This is a genomic window from Microcoleus sp. AR_TQ3_B6, from assembly GCF_036702785.1.
Taxonomy (GTDB): Bacteria; Cyanobacteriota; Cyanobacteriia; order Cyanobacteriales; family Microcoleaceae; genus Microcoleus.
In genome coordinates this window covers 28,823-47,568 of sequence record NZ_JAUBVJ010000044.1, presented here as the reverse complement: position 1 = coordinate 47,568, position 18,746 = coordinate 28,823, and the positions used below count along the sequence as shown (strand labels likewise).

The window sequence follows — 18,746 nt, the reverse complement described above, 5'->3', positions numbered from 1 at the left end:
TAAAATGTTTGACTTAAGCCAATTACAGACTTTTGATTTTGAAAATTCCCACCTGTTACGGTTAACAATTAACGAAGCCGATCGAGAAATTGCCTGGCAGCAAGCTCAACATCATTCTAATCCAATTTCTCGTTATAATGCTTATCTCAATGGGGCTTGTTTAAACGCTGTCTTAAACTGGTTATCAGAATGGCTGGCAGGAGAAGCATTCCCTCAACCTTCAGTCTGGCACAGTCAGGATATTTCTAGCATTTGGGAAGTGGTGAATGGCACTGCAATTGAGATTGGCGATACTAGATTAGTATTAATCCCCAGTGCCGAGGGAGATTTGGAAGAATTGTGTGTACCCCAAGAGTGGGTTGATATTCCTAACTGGAGTGCTGATTATTATCTCCCTGTGCAGGTGGATTTGGATGGTGATGAGGATGAGTTTTGGGTGGAGGTGTGCGGGTTTGCGACGCACCGCCAACTGAAGAATGAAGGCACATACAGCGCGGGCGATCGCACTTATGCTTTGCCAACAAAGGAATTAACCCAATCTCTGGTTGTCATGCAAATTACTCTAGGGTTAAACTTGCAAGCAGAAGTCTCACCCTTGCCAAGTTTATCCGAGCTAAAAGCGACTGAATTATTACAGGATTTGGGTAATCCATCGGTATATTCTCCCCGGCTGATATTCCCATTTGAACAGTGGGCATCTTTCTTAGCCAATGATCAATGCAGGCAACAACTATATAATCAGCGAATTCTTCCGGAAGTAGCAGCAGTAGCTGCTGCGCCATCTGTGATGATTCAAAGTCAAGCAAATTTACTTCAGCGGGCAAAGAATTATTTCCAAGCTGGGTGGCAGATGACTGATGAAATAATTGAGAAGCTGGGAATTTTCGATCCTAATTTGGTTTTTGCAGTCGCAGGTTCTGAAGCGTATCGGTACGGTGGTTCTAGCAGCCATTCGGGAATTCCTACATTGCTTGACTTATTGCACGATCGCAATAAAGGGAATCAATTGCGGGCTGCTGACTTATTAGGTCGTGTTGAGCCTGGAAATGCCGAGGCGATTTCAGCATTGACTAACTTGCTGAAAACCACGCAAGATGATGATGTGCGCTGCCAAGCAGCCGTCAGTTTGGGAAAACTTGACCCAAAAAATTCCGCTGCGGGGGTCAGAATTGGTAAAATTATTGAATTAACAATACGCCTTGATACTGCTCGCGTTTTGCTGGAAATAACTCTCTTGCCTGAAGAAAGCGATCAAACTAATGTTTACTTGCGGGTATTGCCCGTGCGATCGAAAACTCTGCCGCTAAATCTCGAAGTATTTGTCCTAGATGAAGATGGCGAAGTCTTGTGGGAAGAACAGGCCGATAGCGATACTAATAGATTTCAAAATGACTTTAGCGGAACTATGGGCGATTATTTCCAGGTTAAAGTCGTTTACCAGGAAGTTAGCATCACGGAAGATTTTACTATTTAACTCAGTTAGGAGCAAAATATCAAAGATTATGAGCAAGCTAGTAATTTTGGAAATAAGCAAGGCGGACAGTGAGCAACGCTATCCTGTCACGCTCAGAATTGGTGATAGTATTCACTCTATCAAGTCTCAAATTAGCGGGTACTTGCCGCCCGCTAAAGATTTGAGAGAAACATATCATAATTTGCAGAAAGCTCGCGATAGTGGCGGTTTTGGTTCTTATCGTAAGTTTGAACAAATGAAAAAGGGTAAAATCACAAAAATATCTGTTAAAAAATCAGCAGATTGTGTAAAAAACAGTGTTAATGATTGGCTAAGTTCTAAGGATGAATGTTTTTCTTCAGTCCAGGAGCAGCTCTTAGAAGTATTGATAACTGAGAGAGGGAATGTTAGGTTAATGATTCAAACAGATGATGTTTATCTATGGCGTTTGCCTTGGCATTTATGGAATAAATTTGAGCGATTTAAAATTGAGCCAGTTTTTAGTCGTTTAGTTTTAACTAATACTACATCTTATTTTAAGAAAAATTATTCTAAAAATAGAATAAAAATTTTGGTAATTCTCGGAGACTCTACAGACATTGACGTTCAAGGAGATTTAGTATTATTAAAAGAATCCATTGCTCATAATGATGCAGAAATTGAAACTTTAGTAGCTACTAGCAGCAGTAAGCTTAATAATCAGTTATGGGAACAAAATTGGGATATTTTATTTTTTGCCGGTCATAGTTCTACGGAAGATAGTAACAGGCAGGGTCAGCTTGCTCTGAGTGAAACTGAAAGTATAGCGATTGAACAGTTAAAGTATGGTTTAGAAAATGCCATTAAGCACGGTTTAAAATTAGCTATTTTTAATTCTTGTGACGGCATGGGATTAGTAAATGAACTGGCTTCTTTGCAAATTCCAGCCGTAATTGCCATGCGAGAACGCGTGCCGGATGAAGTCGCTCAAAAGTTTTTAGAATATTTTCTAGAGGCATTTGCTAGAGAAAAGAAGTCTTTGCCTGACTCAGTTAGGAAGGCACGGGAAAGGCTGCACGGGATGGAGGTTGAATATCCCTGTGCTAGTTGGCTGCCGATGATTTATGAGCATCCGGCTGTTGAGTTTCCAAGCTGGGATGAGTTGCTCAAGGGGAATGAGGAAGAACGTCAGCGTGTTTCGATTTGGCGCAATCTTCAGACTGTGTTGGTGGCTAGTGTGTTGGTCACAAGTGCGGTCATGGGTGTGCGATGGATGGGAATTTTACAAACATTGGAACTGCAAAGCTATGACAAAATGTTGCAAATGCGTCCAGGGGAACGAAAAGAAAACCGAATTTTAGTGATTGAAGTTACTGAAGCAGATCTTTACCTACCGGAGCAAAAAGATAGAAAAGGTTCTTTATCAGAGCTAGCACTCAATTTAACCTTAGATAAATTGCAGAAATATCAAGCTAAAGTAATAGGTTTAGGAATTCATTACGATTTTCCCATCAACCCAAAGTTGCCTAGCTTAATGGCTAAAATAGAGCATCAAAAAAACTTAATTGTATCTTGTAAATCTCCCCATCGTAGCCGAGAAAATTTAGGTACTAAACCGCCACCCAATATTCCCGAAACAGAGTATAAAGAACGAATAGGTTTTAACGATATTTCTGTAGATTATGATGGTACTCTCCGTCGCCATCTTATCGCTTTGAAACCAGATGTAGCTAGCCTTTGTGACGCAGAATATGCCTTCAGTTCTCAATTAGCATTTCGATATTTGGATCTCACAAATAGTATCTCTCCTAAATACAACAAAGGAGAGTTGCAATTAGGGAAGGCAAATTTAAAACGGTTGCGAGAACACATGGGGGGTTATCACAAAATAGATGATAGATCCTACGAAATATTGCTCAATTACCGAGCCTATCGTTCACCTTTACAAGTGATTTCAAGAGTCACCCTTGCAGAAGTTCTCAATGGTCAGCTTAAACCTGATGATGTGAAAGATAAAATTATTTTGATTGGTACTAGCGCTGAAAGTTTTCGAGCTTATAATTCCACTCCTTATAGTACAGACCAAGAAAGCTACCAAAAATTACCTAATATCATCATTCACGCCCAAATGGTTAGTCAGCTTATCAGTGCTGCCTTAGATGGAAGGCCTTTAATGTGGTGGTGGGATTTTTGGGTAGATGGGTTGTGGATTTGGGGATGGGGTGTTGTTGGTGGTGCGATCGCTTGGCGCTGCCAGTCCAAGCAATATCTAATCATTGTCATGGGTGCAAGCATTGCTATATTATACGGTGTTTGCTGGATTTTCTTTACCCAAAGTGGTTGGGTGCCATTGATCCCTTCGGGTTTGACTTTAGTTGGTACAAGTTTTGCTGTCCTAGTATATAATCGGTCTCAAAAGACAGCAAACTAAATTTAAGAGTGTGGAATGTTGGCTAAAATTTACCCATTTTTTAAACAACTGACCGGATTTTTGGCTATAAATTTTCTAACGCTCGGGTTGATTAAACTAGAGATGCAGCCAACTAGGGCTGTAATGATTGGACAACGCCCGACTACCAACTCAAGCGGACAATTCAAGGAACCATTGTTCAAGGCGCCACCATCACCACCACCGGATGTAGATAACTCAGATAATCGGTCTGAGGGAGGCTCACGAGGCTGTCAGGATGTTGCCAATCAGTCTACGGGATCTGAACAACAGCCTCTGACGGCATTGGTTCCACTTTATGAGAACAAAGATTCAACGTCAGTTTTTGGATTGACGGTTTCTGCTAATCCTACTCTTTGGTTTTATGTCCCCTATCAGTCTAAATTTCCTGGTAAGTTTTTTCTTTATGATTGGGAAAAGAAACCAGTACATGAAGCTTCCTTTACTCTAAGTGGGAAACCAGGAGTTGTTCAAATATCATTGCCATCATCAGTTTCCTTACAAATCGATCGACAGTATCAGTGGTACTTTAAGATTTATTGCCAAAGGGGACAACCACCCATATCTGTTACTGGTAAAATCCAAAGAGTCAATTTTTCCAATCCGGCTCTCAGGAGTCAGCTAGAAAAAGCTACAGTGAGCGATCGCATTAGTATTTTAGCAGCTAACGGTATTTGGTATGATGCACTAACAGCAGCAGGAGAACTTCGCCAAACCACTCCCAATGATGGTCATTGGCCCTCTCTTTTACGACAAATTGGCTTATCCAATATTGCTTCAGAGCCAATAGTGGAATGTTGCAAAACAGGAAATTGACAAAAGGTAATGCGTAAATTAAAAGTAAAGTTATAACCAATTCCCTACTAAGATATAAGGCGACCAAGTTTTTGGACTGTTGTACTTAGGATTCTTTAATAAAAATAGTTGAGCTTGGCGCAAAGCTTCAGCTTTCGTTTGCTTATTGGTAAGTAACTCTTGATAAAATTGCTTCATTAAAACAGAGGTTGAATCATCAGGAATATTCCATAAAGAAGCTAAGGTGCTGCGTGCCCCTGCTCTCACAGCTACTCCCGCAAGTCCCAAGGTTGCCCGATTGTCTCCGGCTACTGTTTGACAGGCACTCAAAACCAGTAATTCAATGGGCTTATATTGCTTTTCGTTTCTGCTTTTGAGTAACTGATTTAGCTCATTTATATTGATGCGTTTGTCCCAATTGATAATGAATGTATCTTCAGCGTTGGAACTGAAATTTCCATGAGTGGCAAGATGAACTATACGACTTTCATTCAAGTTAATCTTTGCTCGTAGAGACGAATCAATAAACTCAGAATTTAATAATAAAATACTCGGCCCTTGGGATTGAATTTCCTTCAGCTCTATCTTGACATTAGGTAGGGCAGGAAAATTTTGACGTGCTTCGCTTATTCCTGCCATTAGAATTTTGATATTTTCCAATTTGAATTTTCTGGCATCTATTAATTTTAATCCTGGTTCTAAAACTAAACTATAGGACTCTATCAGATAACGCGATCCATCATAAAGAGCAGCCATAGGAATATTTCGCAACTCACCGTCTAGGACAAATACTAAGGTTTTAACATTGTTTTTATCTAAATCTGTCCTAGCTGATCTTAGTAACCAGCTATAGATGTTTTCCAAGGATTTATTCAATGTTTGTATCTGAGGTTTATCTGTATCTACTATTTGTTCTCGCAGTTTTATAAGAGCATCTTTTACTATCTTTGAGTCTATCTTAGTCCGGTAGTGCTTGAGTTCCTCTAAACCAGGTAACTTGATGATAACTTCTAAGCTATTTTTTAAAATGATCGGGTAAATGACAGCACTTTCTTTGTCTATATTGTCAATATTTACCTCTTGTGGCTGTATGCAAGCTTCTCTAAAAAAGTTATCCAACTCAGCCACCTGAAGCGCCTCAATCACATTCCTAGCTTGCTTTAAATTCCCTGGACTAGGTTTATTTTCCTGCAACAACAAATCCACCAATTCTCGATAAACAGGTTCTATTTTATCGCGAAAATCGAACTGCCCATCCCGACTAATCGGCACCAAATCATTGCGTATCGACTGTAGCGTATTAAATGCAGCCGTATAAGCCGCGATCGCACCCTCAATATCTTTCTCCTCCCCATCCCGGCGAATCCGCCCCAATTGCCACTGCCACTGATAGGCAAGATCCGGCGAATTTAGCTTAACATCCTGCGACAACAACAAAGCTTGTTCCGTACACTGTTGAGCCTCCAGCCATTGCTGATTCTGTTCGTACACTTCACCCAAATTGCCCAAAGCATAGGCTGTTGCCCTTAAATCACCCAAATCCCTAGCCAACTTGATAGCTTTTGCTCCCAATTCGACAATTTCTCTCCCAGACACAGACTGCATATTTTCAAGGACACTTTCAGCCACCATTGAATAATTTCGCAAACAGTAGTTTGATATTTTTTGTGGAGTTACGCTAGATAAATTTGTAACATTATTAGCATTTTTTTGTTGTTCACTATTAAGGTGAACCAAACTATTCATCAAACTGACTTCCGCATAAACTATCTTGTGACTTGGTGGCAACTTACTTAATTGAGACAAAATTTCTAACCGCAATTCATTACTTTTTTTAAAATCTACCGCCAATCCGATTTGAGGGTCAACTAAAAGACTTAATAAATTAAGTTTTGCCTGGACTTTCACAAAGGAATTACTTGTCGCCACTTGCGCAGCTTTTTCATATAAATCTCTAGCAGTTTGGTAGGATTTTTTATGAGTGTCATCGTCCAATTCCGACAAAAATTTATTTCTATTTCCTAGAGATTTGTAAGTCTCACCTAAACTTAGTAATACCAAAGCTTTTTCTTGAGGATATTCTTGTTGAGTAATGACTCCATCTACTTGTTGCAGCAGCTCTTGTGACTCATTCAAATAGCCAAGCTGTCTCAATACATCGCCAAGGAGACGTGTTCCGGTAATTTGAATATTTTTTAAATTAGGGTTTGATGGCGTTTTAACACTTTCTTTGATTGCCTCTAATTTTTGAGTAATTAACTGCTGACAGTCTTGATTGGGAATGGCGAATTTTTCTGGATTGTTTGATTCGACAACTGGAATAATTGTTTCGCAAGCTTGCTGATATAAACCTAATTCTTGCAGAGCTTTAATTTGAGCAATTAGGCTACGTTTCCAGCCTAAATTATCCTTTAATTTAACATAAATATTCGTGGCTCGTTGCCCGGTTTGCAAAGCAAGATTGACTTGTCCCTGTTCCCATTGCCCATTGTATTGAATATCGAGAATTTGGGCGATCGCCTTTAATTCCTCTGGCGAATTTACCCCAGACTCATGCGGTAACAAAGTCCGACTCTGGGCGATCGCCCTATTTGCCTCGAACCAACGCCCCAACTGTTGATACGTTAACGAAAGATTACTCAGGGCGATCGCCTGATTCAACCAATCTCCCCCTATCTCAAAACCCGCAACAGCTTGCTGCCAATAATTCACAGCCTCTCCAAACTCCCCAGCAGCATAAGTTCTTCTAGCCAAATCCTCCCATTCCTTGGGCGATCGCGGCTCATCGCTAATCCCTAAATTTCCAGCAATTACTGCCAATTTATCCACTTTTTGCCAACTAACTTGAGATTTTTCTATCCCACTTCTTGCCAAATTTGATGCCGATTGAGCCTTGACATTTACCGCAATAAATGGTATCATTAATGCCACAAATAGGATAGTAAACAGCCTCAGACTTCGCCGCCACCTCTGACGCGCTAGTTTCAAAAATAGAACCTGGATTGGACGGAAAAATGTAAACCTTTTTCTTGCCATGTTCTCCCCCTAGAATTCACATCAACTAAAGGAATACCCCAGTAAAAATTGACAGACATACTATCACCCCATTCCCACCGCAAACCCGTACCTACAGACATCAACATTTGACGATCGAAGTTCTCTCTACCCGAACTGTTCCAAACAGTGCCAACATCAACAAAAGGGGTAACTTGTAAAACTCCTAACCCTCGATCCGATCTACCAATAATAGGAAACCTGAGTTCCGCCGATGCAGAAATTCCATTGTCGCCCAACAGGATATCCTGTCGATAGCCTCTGACACTATTTCCACCCCCAATACCAAATTGTTCTAGAGGTAAAAGCGTCCTATTCGCCAATTGTACATCAGTTTTTGCCAACAAAAAAGTGTCTCTTCTTAAGCGACGAATCCATTGTCCCTGACCGCGCCAGGCAAAAAATCTGCTATCAGGAGCGTCGCTATTAACAGTAGCATTAAACGCTCCAAATCCTACACTAAATTGAGAGCGAAAAGCAAATAATTCATCATTGTCCCGCGCCGTCCAATCTTGAAAAAACCTAACCGCTGATATTCCCGTGCGCCCTTTGGCATCTGCTCCCGCAGAAAGAGGGAAATCTTCCCCTAAAATTGAACTGCCACTTTCCCGCCTAGTTGCTGTCACTCCGATAGCTAACTCTTGTCTAGGATTTATCAATAAAGGTTGCCGCAAAGTTATATCTAAATATTGTGCTGCCGCTTTTATATCAACCTTTTCAAAAGGTTTCTCTACGACGCGATTGGCAGTAACGCCCGCTGATAAATTAATTGTGCCATTGTTAGGATTTAATGGCAATGTATAGCTTAAATCAAAAGCATTACTGCCCTCAGTGTTGGTGTAAGCCACACTCAAGCCATCGCCTTTTCCTAATAAGTTTGCTTCGGTTAGCTGTAGCTGGCGGCGGAAACTGCCGACACTCGGAGCCCGTCGATTATCTAGCAGCAACGCAGCACTGAATGTTTTTTCTTCCTCGAAGTTAACTTCTAGAGCGCTTCTGTTGGACTGAGAACCGGGTATCAACTCAGCAGAGATATTTCTAATTAAAGGATCTAGTTCGAGCAATCGTAGGGCATCTAGCAGGCGAGAAACTTGTAAAGGCTGGGAGGATCTCGCCAAACGGCTGCATAAATAATTGAGATTTAAGCGCTGCTTTCCCGTCCGCCTCCTGACCCGAATTGATTCTAAGCCACCTTCAACGATTTTGATCGTGACTTCCCCAGCCGCCCCTCGGTTTTGCAACCTTTGATTTGGTTCTTCGCTAGTGGTGGGAATGTAGGCAAAAGAGTTAATATATCCTCGGTCATTATAGAATTTTGTTACTTCGGAAATCAGTTGCTGCAATTGAGGAAATGTGATTTTGGTTTCTGAGAAGCGGTTAGTATTCCTATCTAATCTTAGGAATTTGTTAGTAATTTCTGTTTCCAGGGTTTGTTGACTGAAAACTGTGTTACCAATGAAGCGAAAATTAGTGACAGAGATTGCCTCAATTACTTCATTAGTTTTGCTATCTTCCGAGGTTTGAGTTAGAGGAGATTGCGGTTCTGGCGATCGTACTGGCAGCGGACATTCGTAAACTTGACTGCTATCCGGATTCGGTTCAGTTTTTCTTTCCTGCAAGCTAGGAGATGGATTAGCTGGCTGCGGTAGGTTTGGCTCAGAAGGGACGGTTTGCGGTACTAAAGGCTCTGAGAGGTTAGGATTTTGAGTTTCGGTAGGTGTTTGTGTTATGAAATCTGGGCGCTCGTTGAGTTCTTCTATGGGGAATAGGGGAAGGGTTTGTGCTTTCACCGGCCAAAACGTCGAACTACTAGCTAATATTCCTGCAGCTATTTGTAGGAATCGATCGCCCCATTTCTGATTTCCTTTATCGACCATAGCAGCCAGGGGTAGGATTGGAAGGGCTGTGGAGAGTAACCGCAGCAGGATTAGCGGTAAAAATAACTTCTCCTTTGCGGTTAAGGGCCCAACCTTGAGCCGATCGGATGGGGGCGGGAGTGGGGCGAGCTGGTTGGGGTGCAGCAGTTCTGGTTCGTTGCTCTACAGGGGCTACAGCGTCGGCTAAGCCAACTGCGGCTGAGCCATTGCTGAGTGTTTCCGCCGGATTTGCTGGCAAGCCGCGCCCAGTTCTGGTAAAGGTTTTATCGGTTTCCGACTGTCGTTGACCGGGACAAATTTGGGCGATCGCGTCGGGATTGGCGATCGTATCTGGCAACTGAACGACTCCCTGGGCGGGGTCAACGTCGGGGGTGTTGAGAAGTACCTCGCCGTCGAGCTGCGGGCCCGCCAGGGAGGTAGCGGTGATGTCGCTGGTGAGGTTAGAGGCGGGATTTCCTTCACGGCGCGATCTGGTTCCCAAGAGTCCTTCTGGGGCTGTAATTTCGACGCGGCCGGCTTCGCTGCTGACTGCATTGGCTGTGATGTCGCTGTTAGTGCCAGCAATTAAGGCTCTGGTATCAATCTTGACGTTGCCACCTCTGGCATCGCCGATCGCTGTAACAGTAATATTGCTGTTGTTACGCATTTGTAGGAAGTTGGAAACTTGGAGGTTGACGTTGCCGAAGTCACCCGATCTAGTTTCTGCGGTAATGGTTCCTCTGTCTAATCGGATGTCACTGGCTGTTACCTCCAGGTTGCCAGCCGATCCCGTACCTCTACTCCCATCCACAGCAACACTTGCCCCATCCCGTACCCTCAGCAGTCCCGTATTTATCGTTACACTCCCTGCTTCTCCGCTGCCCGTTGCTAGTGCGGTCAAACGGCTGGGCAAGCGTCCGTCCCCCCTGACTAAGGGAGAAACCTCTGCTGGCACGATGCCGGAAGTTCCAGTCACTTCAATAGACTCTGAGGCATTGACTGTCAGAGAACCTCCCTTTCCACCTGCAAAAGTATCTGCTGATATCGCGGCTCCATCCCGAACTATTAACTGCCTCGTTGTTACTGTTAGGTTATCTGCATTGCCAGCAGCATCAGAGTCCGTTTCTATCCCTGTGGACTGGGCGAACAAGCCACTAGGAAGCCCGTCTATACCTGTGCCCGTCAGTTCGACAGACTCTCTGGCATTTACAGTTAAAGTCCCTGCTTGCCCGCTACGTTGAGTTGCTGCCGATATCTGACCGCCATTTTGAGCGATTAAGCGTTCTGTTTCAATACTGATATTGCCACCGCGCCCATTACCTGAAGTGAGAGCCGATACTCCAGCCCGATCTTGAATAATCAACTTCTCGGACGCTTGAATGAGTATGTTGCCTGCATTCCCGGCGCCAGTGGTGCTAGATGAAATTTCACCTCCATCTCGCAAAATTAACTCTCTGGTGGAAATGGTTAAGTCTTGTGAATTGCCAGAAGAACCATCTTCAGCCTGAGTTACCAGGGCACTAGAAATTTCACCGTTTGCCGATCGCCCAATCACTTCTACAGACTGGGAAGCAGTGACAGTTAATCTTCCCCCTGAACCCTCAGAAAAAGTATTTGAGGCTACCTGTGCCCCATCTCGCAGAATTAATCGACCAGTGGCGATCGTCAAATCTCCTGCATTTCCCCTTGCTGGCAAAGTTTTCCCTTCAACTTGAGCAAAGAAACCGCTGGGCAAAGTGCCATCAGAATTAGTTCCACTCAGTTCTATGGAATCTGTCGCTGTGACGGATAAATTGCCCCCTCGACCAAAACCGTAGGTTGTTGTATCTACATTACCGCCACCTTCAGCGATGAACTGTGCTGCTTGGATAGAGACTGGATCTCCGTCTTGGCTTCCGAATGTCTGAGAGATAATTCCTGAGTTCTCCGTCAGCACCACCCGCCGTCCCTGTACTTGAATAGTGCCGCCACCTTCACCGCTAGCATCTTTATCACTAGCGTTTACAGCCGCGCCCTGTGATAGTTGAATATCTTGGAAGTTCTCGACACCTGCATATCCCAAAGCGAAACCTGAGTCATTGAAAGTCAAGCTAACTAAACTGTTAGCACCGACACTGCCAAGTTCAATTCTGCCTCCGGGTGCTGTCAAAAAGCCACCGGGAAGCGCTACGTCGCCGCCCACTAGCCCTAAAGTTTGACCGGGTAAAACTTTTAAGCCTACGGGCTGCTTATTTCCTTGGCCGCTGTCTTTCTGGGCAGAAACCGCCACAGATTGATTGACAATTTGACCGGGATTCGAGCCAAATTGCAAGCTAGTGGGAATGCTGATAGTTAGCAGAGGATTTGCTTGAGGATTGGTGGCACTGAATGATGTGCCGTCAGCGAAGTTGATGCTATTGGCTGTAGTGCCTAGAAACGAGCCGCCGATATTCAGGCTGGCATTTGGGCCAAAAATAATGCCGTTGGGGTTGAGGAGAAATAGGTTGGCGCTGCCATTCGCTTTGAGGATGCCATCAATGTTAGAAATTGACCCACCTGTGACGCGAGTAAAGATATTTTGAATCGTATTAGCGTTGTTAAAAAATGCTGTACCGCGGGTGGGGACGGAAAATTCCCGAAAGCTATGAAATAGGTTGGGGCCCGCTGCTGTGCCGCCTTGAATCTTTAAGGTGTTGCCGTCTGGGGTGACGGTGGAGTTGAGCGGTAAAGTGCGATCGGGGACAATTTGGGCAGTTACCACAGTTGGAAAGCCACAAACGTAAAATAGAATACAGAATATTTTTGCTTTTGTTTTATGGTTCACGAGAAAGGAAAATATAAAAGGGTTATGAATCAAAATGTTGAGCTAATCTTACAAGATAATGAGCTGAGGATGTAACCATCACCTGATTAATTGTAGGGAAACGGCACGGCGCCGTGTCCTGACAATGGGTAACAGGTAAAATCACCCGGATTGGATGATGAAATTGCCTGCAAGTGCGATCGGGTATAGCCTTAGTTGCCTATTTTTTTACAAAGTTTATATTTAATTAGAACAGCATCAGTAGAACCTGCATACAGTTGACTTTTCACCAAGCCACTAACATGACCATTTATATATGTTGCAAACATTATCTATCAGAAGGTTATATGTATCATCTAAATGGACTGTTGCCAGCAGAGATATATAAATTATCCACTGATACATTACTGCCATCTAATTTCATCACTAGACTATCTGACAATCCAGGCTGAGTCGTGCCATCAATAATCACTAAATCGGTAATCTGGGGCAATGGTTATAGTAGCCAAATGGTAAAAGCATTGGTGCTAGTGTTGTAGCTCAAATTACTGAGAGGAACTTTGAATAAAACAGTATCTTTGCCAAAACTGCTAGTAGCCCACTTCAAAATATTCTATCAACTGCCTGAGCCGCTGTCTTTTGTATTAGGAACAACCTCAAGGGCCTGGTCGAGTCTCGATCGGTGATCCGTAAAGATTGAGCTTCCAACTGTTCCACGTTCCTTCTAATGGGTTGCCATAATTATCAATAACCTGTAACTTCCATTCACCCCGCGATGACTCACCCCAGTGTCGAAGAGAGATAAATTTCCACTGAGGAGAATCAGGCACAATCTTCTCGCTCTCGCTTGAATTCGCGGGGTTAGGTATGGGACTTGCTAACACTGATTCAGTTCCATTTGGTGAAATTAGTTTCACCGTGAAGTCGCCCCAGTCTGGATGGGTGGCATCAAAAATTACTTCTGCTTTTTCAACAGTAATATTTTGGGAAATCGTAGTATTCTTTGTTATTCCCTGTGTGCTGCCATCAGGAATCCTTTCAGGAATGCCATTAGGAATCCTTTTAATCACATCCTGCAAACCAGAAGTCACTGAAACTTCGTTTCCCACTGGTGTCCAATTAACAGCCTCTTGCACCGCAGCGGCAGCATCGATCGCCCCAAAGCCATATTCATAACTCACCCAACGTTGTACTCCATTCTGCTGCCATTTTGGCTGCCCATTCTCATATTGGCCACTGGGGTCATTTCTGTAAGCCGTCCTAACTAAAATGTGCTGTATGTCGCGTGTGGTTAAGTTAGGATTAGCCTCAAGCATCAAAGCAATAACTCCAGAAACTAAAGGCGCCGCCGCAGAAGTCCCGCCAAAATCATTAGCATAGGGAGGCTGACTTTCCAAAATATCTGTTGTTGTAATCCCTTGTGAGTTATCGGCAGCGCCATTGTCGGAGGGGGCTGAAATGAAAATTGCTGCTCCGGGTGTACTATAGGGGGCGTGCTTCTCTGCTCGGTCGATCGCTGCTACGGCGATCGCATGACGGGAACTCGCAAAACTATTATAATTGACATTCCCATAGTAATTCCCCTCATTGCCACCAGCAAATACATAGGTATTTCCCAGCCCTTTTCGACCTTTGGTAACTCCACTTTCAAGCGCGGCTAGAGCTAAAGGTTGCCGCTTCAGGTATTCAGGACCCCAACTGTTATTAAAAATATCGATCGACTGATTGCGATTAGATACTCCGGCTGGTGTCGGAGGATCAAACAAAGCATTAGCAACTTCTTGTCCCGAGGGGTCAACTTCGTAATTGAGTGGATCGATTTTACCCAATAGCCGTATTCCTGCTAATCTCGCTTCAGGAGCTACACCAACTATACCTTGACCGTTTTCACTAGCTGCTGCAATTCCAGCCACTGCCGTTCCGTGAGGGTTAGCAGCCCTAATTTTTAATTTCCAGTGTTCCAAAAGTTCTTGTCCAAGCAGTTGCATTGCGGCCGAATCATACTGACTGGGGTCGGGATTTTTAATTTCTAATTCCCAAATTCCACCCACAGAAGTCTTATAAAATGTACCTTGATTCAGGGGAAAGCTTGGGGTGGAGGTATTTCCCGTTAACGCAGCCGTGACTTGGCGAAGTTCCAAATGATTCCTACCAGGCCACCATCGTCTTACTCCAAACGAAGCGCGTCGATAGAAAGGATTGAATGGATCTATTTTGGGACTTGACAGCAATACCTCTAACTGTTGTGGTTGTGGTAAATTAGGTAGTAGAGATTGAGTGAAATCGAAGTTATGTTCAACATCTTTTACCATTCCTGTGAAAGTTACAGGAAAATCAAACTTGATGCTATTCCCACTATTACCTTGTGGTGATAAAACAGGATCTATAAACCTAGTGATGGATGAGGGCGATGGATTGTCATCTCCATCAGTAAAATCCCAACTCAAACTAGGGCTGTACCGATTAGCTAAATCTGGGTGATTGCGTTCCAAACCATCATCAACAATAGCAATAGTCACGCCCCTCCCTCGCACTGGTAGACGATTTGTAGGATTAGTTACATTCCAAGCTGCGGGGACATTCGCGTTTGCTAAATTCCACTGTTGGGGGTATAAAGTGTCATTCGGTGCGTCCAACAAATTTAATTTGACAGGCACCTGCGGGTAAGCATATTCTACTCCTGACAGTCTTTTTAGCTGAGCCGCCACTTCTTCTGGAGAACTTCCTTCTCGAAATTTCCAGATAAATGTGTTAGGAATCTGACCGGTACCGCCCCGATCGATCGCACCAACCTTAGCTGCTAACTCCCGTGAAGACTGTCCAGGTGTTACCCAAACAACCCATTCCGTTGTTGCAGCTAAAGCTTCTCGTGGGTAGCTTTTGAGATTTGCAGCACCGACGATCGCCAATCTCACTTCATCAGACAACCCATCTGGACCCGGATCGCTAATTAGAGCAAATTTTTCACTTGCTTCTGAAATAGCAGAATCTGCTCGATCGTAGGCGATCGCCGACAATTGATAACGACCCGGTGCTAAACTGCTCAAATCCGCACTAAAGTTAAATCTGCCAAGCCCATCACTGTCACTGGTAAACTCAGTAACATCATTAGCGATCTCAATTCTCTCACCACCTTCTGTTTGGAACCAGAAATCGACTTTAGCAATATCCCTGACTCCTTCACTATCAAAAACCTTAGCGCCACTAAAGCTAATTTTTTCACCCTTGGTATATAGAGGTAAAATTCTAAATTGTAAATCGCCTGGTGCAGTATTAACAAACAAATTGCCTAGCACTTCATTGCTGGCTGCACCTGCTCGGTCGTAGGCGCTCGCCTTCAACTGGTCTTTACCCGCTGTCAACCCATTCAAAGTGTAATCAAAAGTTGCCCAACGATTGTCTAAACTGTCAGGAATGAAAGTAGTAGCGTCACTAATATCTGTCCATTCTCCCCCCTCTTCCTGCAACCCAAAATCTACTTTTTCTAAATTATGGGCTCCATTGGTATCAAAAACTTTAGCATTTGTTAACTGAATGGCCTCGTTTGGTTTATAAGTAGTTGATAGGCTAAATTGCGAATTTTCTGGCGATCGGTTAATCGGCGTTGGTATTGGAGTCGGTGTCGGAGTTGGAGTCGGTGTCGAAGTTGATGTAACTGTAGCCTCGTTTACCGTAAAGCTTTTGAGTACCGTATTGCTAGTAGCGCCTTCTCGATCGTAGGCGATCGCCTTTAATTCATAAGTCCCTATCGCTAAAGCAGGTAGAGAATAACTAAAAGTTGCAAAGCCCTGACTATCGGCTATAAAATTCGCCGCATCTTCTAAATTAGTCCACTGACCCCCTTCTCTTCGCAGGGATAAATCTATTCGGGCTATATCAATTACTCCATTAGTATCCGCCACTTTTCCACTTTTCAACTCAATCGCTTCACCTATTGTAGAATTTAATTCTAACTCAAATTGTAAATCGTGCGGGGCTGTATCTTTGGCGGGATTTAATGTGAGAAAATCGATTAATTTATTCCCACCTTCAGAAGTAGTCCAATCCTTAGCTGGATCGATGACTTCTTTCAGCAAAACCGCTTTACCTGTCGCACCCGTCAACTTAAAAATGATATCCTCATAGTCCCTATCTGAACCCACATCAACCCGTTGATTTTCTATGGGAAATGCCTGGCCAGCACCAGTAATATCTGCTATTTGACCGTACAGCCAGGCATCATTTGGGTTGCTGCTAGATAATGAAAACAGCGGATGCTTATCTCCACCAATGTCAGGATTGTCAAAAACCTCTTGCACCTTACCATTTGGCACCAACATCACAGCAAAAGCCTTTCCGGGAATCATGGTAAATGTCTTGATGCCCTTATAGGGCTCATTATTATAATTTTCGTCTCCCAAACTGCCCCTAAATTCAGGATTTGCACCCTCTGTCGATTCAGAAATCACGATATGACCTAATACAGAATCACTCAGCGCTCGCTTTGAAGCTTCCTTAATAAATTCTTGAGAATCTGAAGTGAATTCCTCCATACCATCGAGACTGAAAATAGCTACTTCACCTTTATATCTACCGCCATCGTGGAGCAAATCAAAGCCGACTTCACCTTTTTGATCGGGGGTAAAAAACCCAGCCTCAACCCCCATGCCCGTTAACGGATCGACTTTACCATCTGGAGTTAGACTGACTTGATAGTTTGTGTTGCCGGAAACCGGAGAAACATTTAAAATATAGTCCGCCACCTCTAAATTATCGATGCTAATAATTACCGGATTTTTGTCGCTAGTTGAAATACTTTTGATTAGCCTCCCTTCTTTTTCCCGCAGTTCCATATTGATATCACCGCTAAAACCGACCGCAGAGATTCGGGCACTACCCATAGTGGGGAGACTGAAAAAATACGTATCTGTAGGCTCTGTTTTACCAGTGGAACCGATATGGAAATAGTTATCTTTGAGACTACCAATTTCAATATTAGACATTTGCACCCCGATAAATAAACTTAGGTTTATAAAAAGCAACTAGCAGGAATGCGCGTAGGCGTAGCCAGCCTTAGGCCTCGCTTTTACGCCCTACTAGCTACCTAGTCTCTCGATCGTCTGCAACTGAGACCTACAATCTGTCTGCTTAAGCGAAGCCTTACTTTTTACTCCAATCGTCTCTTTTGTAATAAAAATTTACAAATTTTCATTAAAATTGAGAATATAGCAGCGATTTGACCGTGATATTTGTACTGTCTAAACTACCGGTGTAGCTTGTGCTGCCAGTCAATGCCCCGATGTCAAGTTTAGTCATGTTACCCCGAAAAATAATTGGTTTAATACGCCCTCAACTATCTATTGGGAGTACCCTGAGGTTTTTATGCGAATTGCGGTAAATCGTTACATAAGTTTATATTTGAGTTGCCGAACGCCCAAAACTTAAAAGCTACCTTACATTACGTCCCTCAGTGAGGGATAATACCTAATTATTCGACTCTTCCGTACTTAGTGTCCTAAATTTTTAGTTTTCCGGTTTCCTAAACCAGAGCTGGCTGGGATTTCAAGGCAATTACCCCCAGTTGAGCAAGTTGCTCAACAGCCCAAGCATCTGTAAATAATCTTAAAGCCTTACCTAGCAAAGCTTTGAGGATAAATTTAAGTTAACGCGACCGCACTCAGTATGAAGCTTATAAAGAGGGTAGTGATAAATATGTAGTGATTAGATATTCATTGGCTAAAAACATAGTTGTAATAATGAATAAAATACCAAATAGCACCAATATAGTTTTCTAACTTTTTAGAAAATGAAAGAGTCTTTCTTACGATGCGAGAAACACGTTGGCGCCAACTCTTATTAAATCTTTCAATGTGATTAGTTTTTCCACTGTCTTTACCAACTGGCTGATGGCGTAGCGAAGGAAAAATACAAGCATAAGCCTGCCAAAAATCTGTATAGCAAACAGCACATTGTCGATATACAGGAGGTAGAGACTTCCATAATTGTTTTGCTCCTTCTTCGCTACGATAGCCAATATAAACACCAATAATTTCTCTGGTTTCTCTATCCATTGCTAACCATACCCATTGCTTATTTTCTGGGCAATCTACAAATGACCACAGTTCATCACATTCAACATTCAATCTGACTTTTTTTTTAGGTTTAACCTTTCCTGTGCGTTCGATTGAGGCATATTTATTATTTACGTAATCCTGTAACCATTTTTGAGAAACACCCGTGCTTCTAGCTATACCAGCCAAAGATATCTTCTCCAAAAGAAGTCGATCGATTAAATCTTTTGTTTGTGAGCTAATTACTTTGTTTGTCGGAGTTTCCACAAATTGGCGACCGCAACTTTGACATTTGTATTTTGTTTTTTAGGTTCTACCGAACCTAGTA

At 43.1% G+C, this 18,746-nt stretch carries 8 protein-coding genes and 1 pseudogene; 3 read left to right on the top strand and 6 right to left on the bottom strand.

The features are described 5' to 3' along the window. Positions 1-4 precede the first annotated feature (4 nt). The 3 genes from QUB56_RS20650 (at position 5) to QUB56_RS20640 (ending at position 4,697) form a co-directional block, all read left to right on the top strand. Complete coding sequence (locus QUB56_RS20650; protein WP_332957698.1) at positions 5-1,474, top strand: DUF1822 family protein; 1,470 nt, start codon at positions 5-7, stop codon at positions 1,472-1,474. A gap of 28 nt (positions 1,475-1,502) precedes the next feature. Then, on the top strand, positions 1,503-3,863 hold the full coding sequence (locus QUB56_RS20645; protein ID WP_332957696.1) for a CHASE2 domain-containing protein: 2,361 nt from the start codon (positions 1,503-1,505) through the stop codon (positions 3,861-3,863). A gap of 123 nt (positions 3,864-3,986) precedes the next feature. Continuing rightward, positions 3,987-4,697 (top strand): DUF928 domain-containing protein, encoded by a 711-nt coding sequence (locus tag QUB56_RS20640; RefSeq protein WP_332957694.1) that lies wholly within the window; start codon positions 3,987-3,989, stop codon positions 4,695-4,697. Positions 4,698-4,727: 30 nt separating this feature from the next. Here the strand turns inward: QUB56_RS20640 and QUB56_RS20635 are convergent, their stop codons facing one another. From QUB56_RS20635 to QUB56_RS20610, 6 genes and pseudogenes are all read right to left on the bottom strand, one after another. Further along, complete coding sequence (locus tag QUB56_RS20635) at positions 4,728-7,598, bottom strand: CHAT domain-containing protein (protein ID WP_332957692.1); 2,871 nt, start codon at positions 7,596-7,598, stop codon at positions 4,728-4,730. Between the two features lie 62 nt (positions 7,599-7,660). Beyond that, positions 7,661-9,607 carry a ShlB/FhaC/HecB family hemolysin secretion/activation protein gene (locus tag QUB56_RS20630; protein WP_332957691.1) on the bottom strand — a complete coding sequence of 649 codons (1,947 nt, stop codon included), beginning with the start codon at positions 9,605-9,607 and terminating at the stop codon, positions 7,661-7,663. Beyond that, positions 9,597-12,326, bottom strand: a complete 2,730-nt coding sequence (locus QUB56_RS20625) for a two-partner secretion domain-containing protein (RefSeq protein ID WP_332957690.1) — start codon at positions 12,324-12,326, stop codon at positions 9,597-9,599. The genes QUB56_RS20630 and QUB56_RS20625 overlap by 11 nt, the downstream gene beginning before the upstream one ends. 394 nt (positions 12,327-12,720) lie before the next feature. After that, positions 12,721-12,861 carry a hypothetical protein gene (locus QUB56_RS20620; protein ID WP_332957689.1) on the bottom strand — a complete coding sequence of 47 codons (141 nt, stop codon included), beginning with the start codon at positions 12,859-12,861 and terminating at the stop codon, positions 12,721-12,723. 163 nt (positions 12,862-13,024) lie between these two features. Continuing rightward, positions 13,025-17,350, bottom strand: a complete 4,326-nt coding sequence (locus QUB56_RS20615; protein WP_332957688.1) for a S8 family serine peptidase — start codon at positions 17,348-17,350, stop codon at positions 13,025-13,027. A 726-nt stretch (positions 17,351-18,076) separates the two neighbouring features. Beyond that, a pseudogene (locus QUB56_RS20610) lies at positions 18,077-18,724 on the bottom strand (IS1 family transposase); the annotation flags it as partial. Between the last annotated feature and the right edge of the window lie 22 nt (positions 18,725-18,746).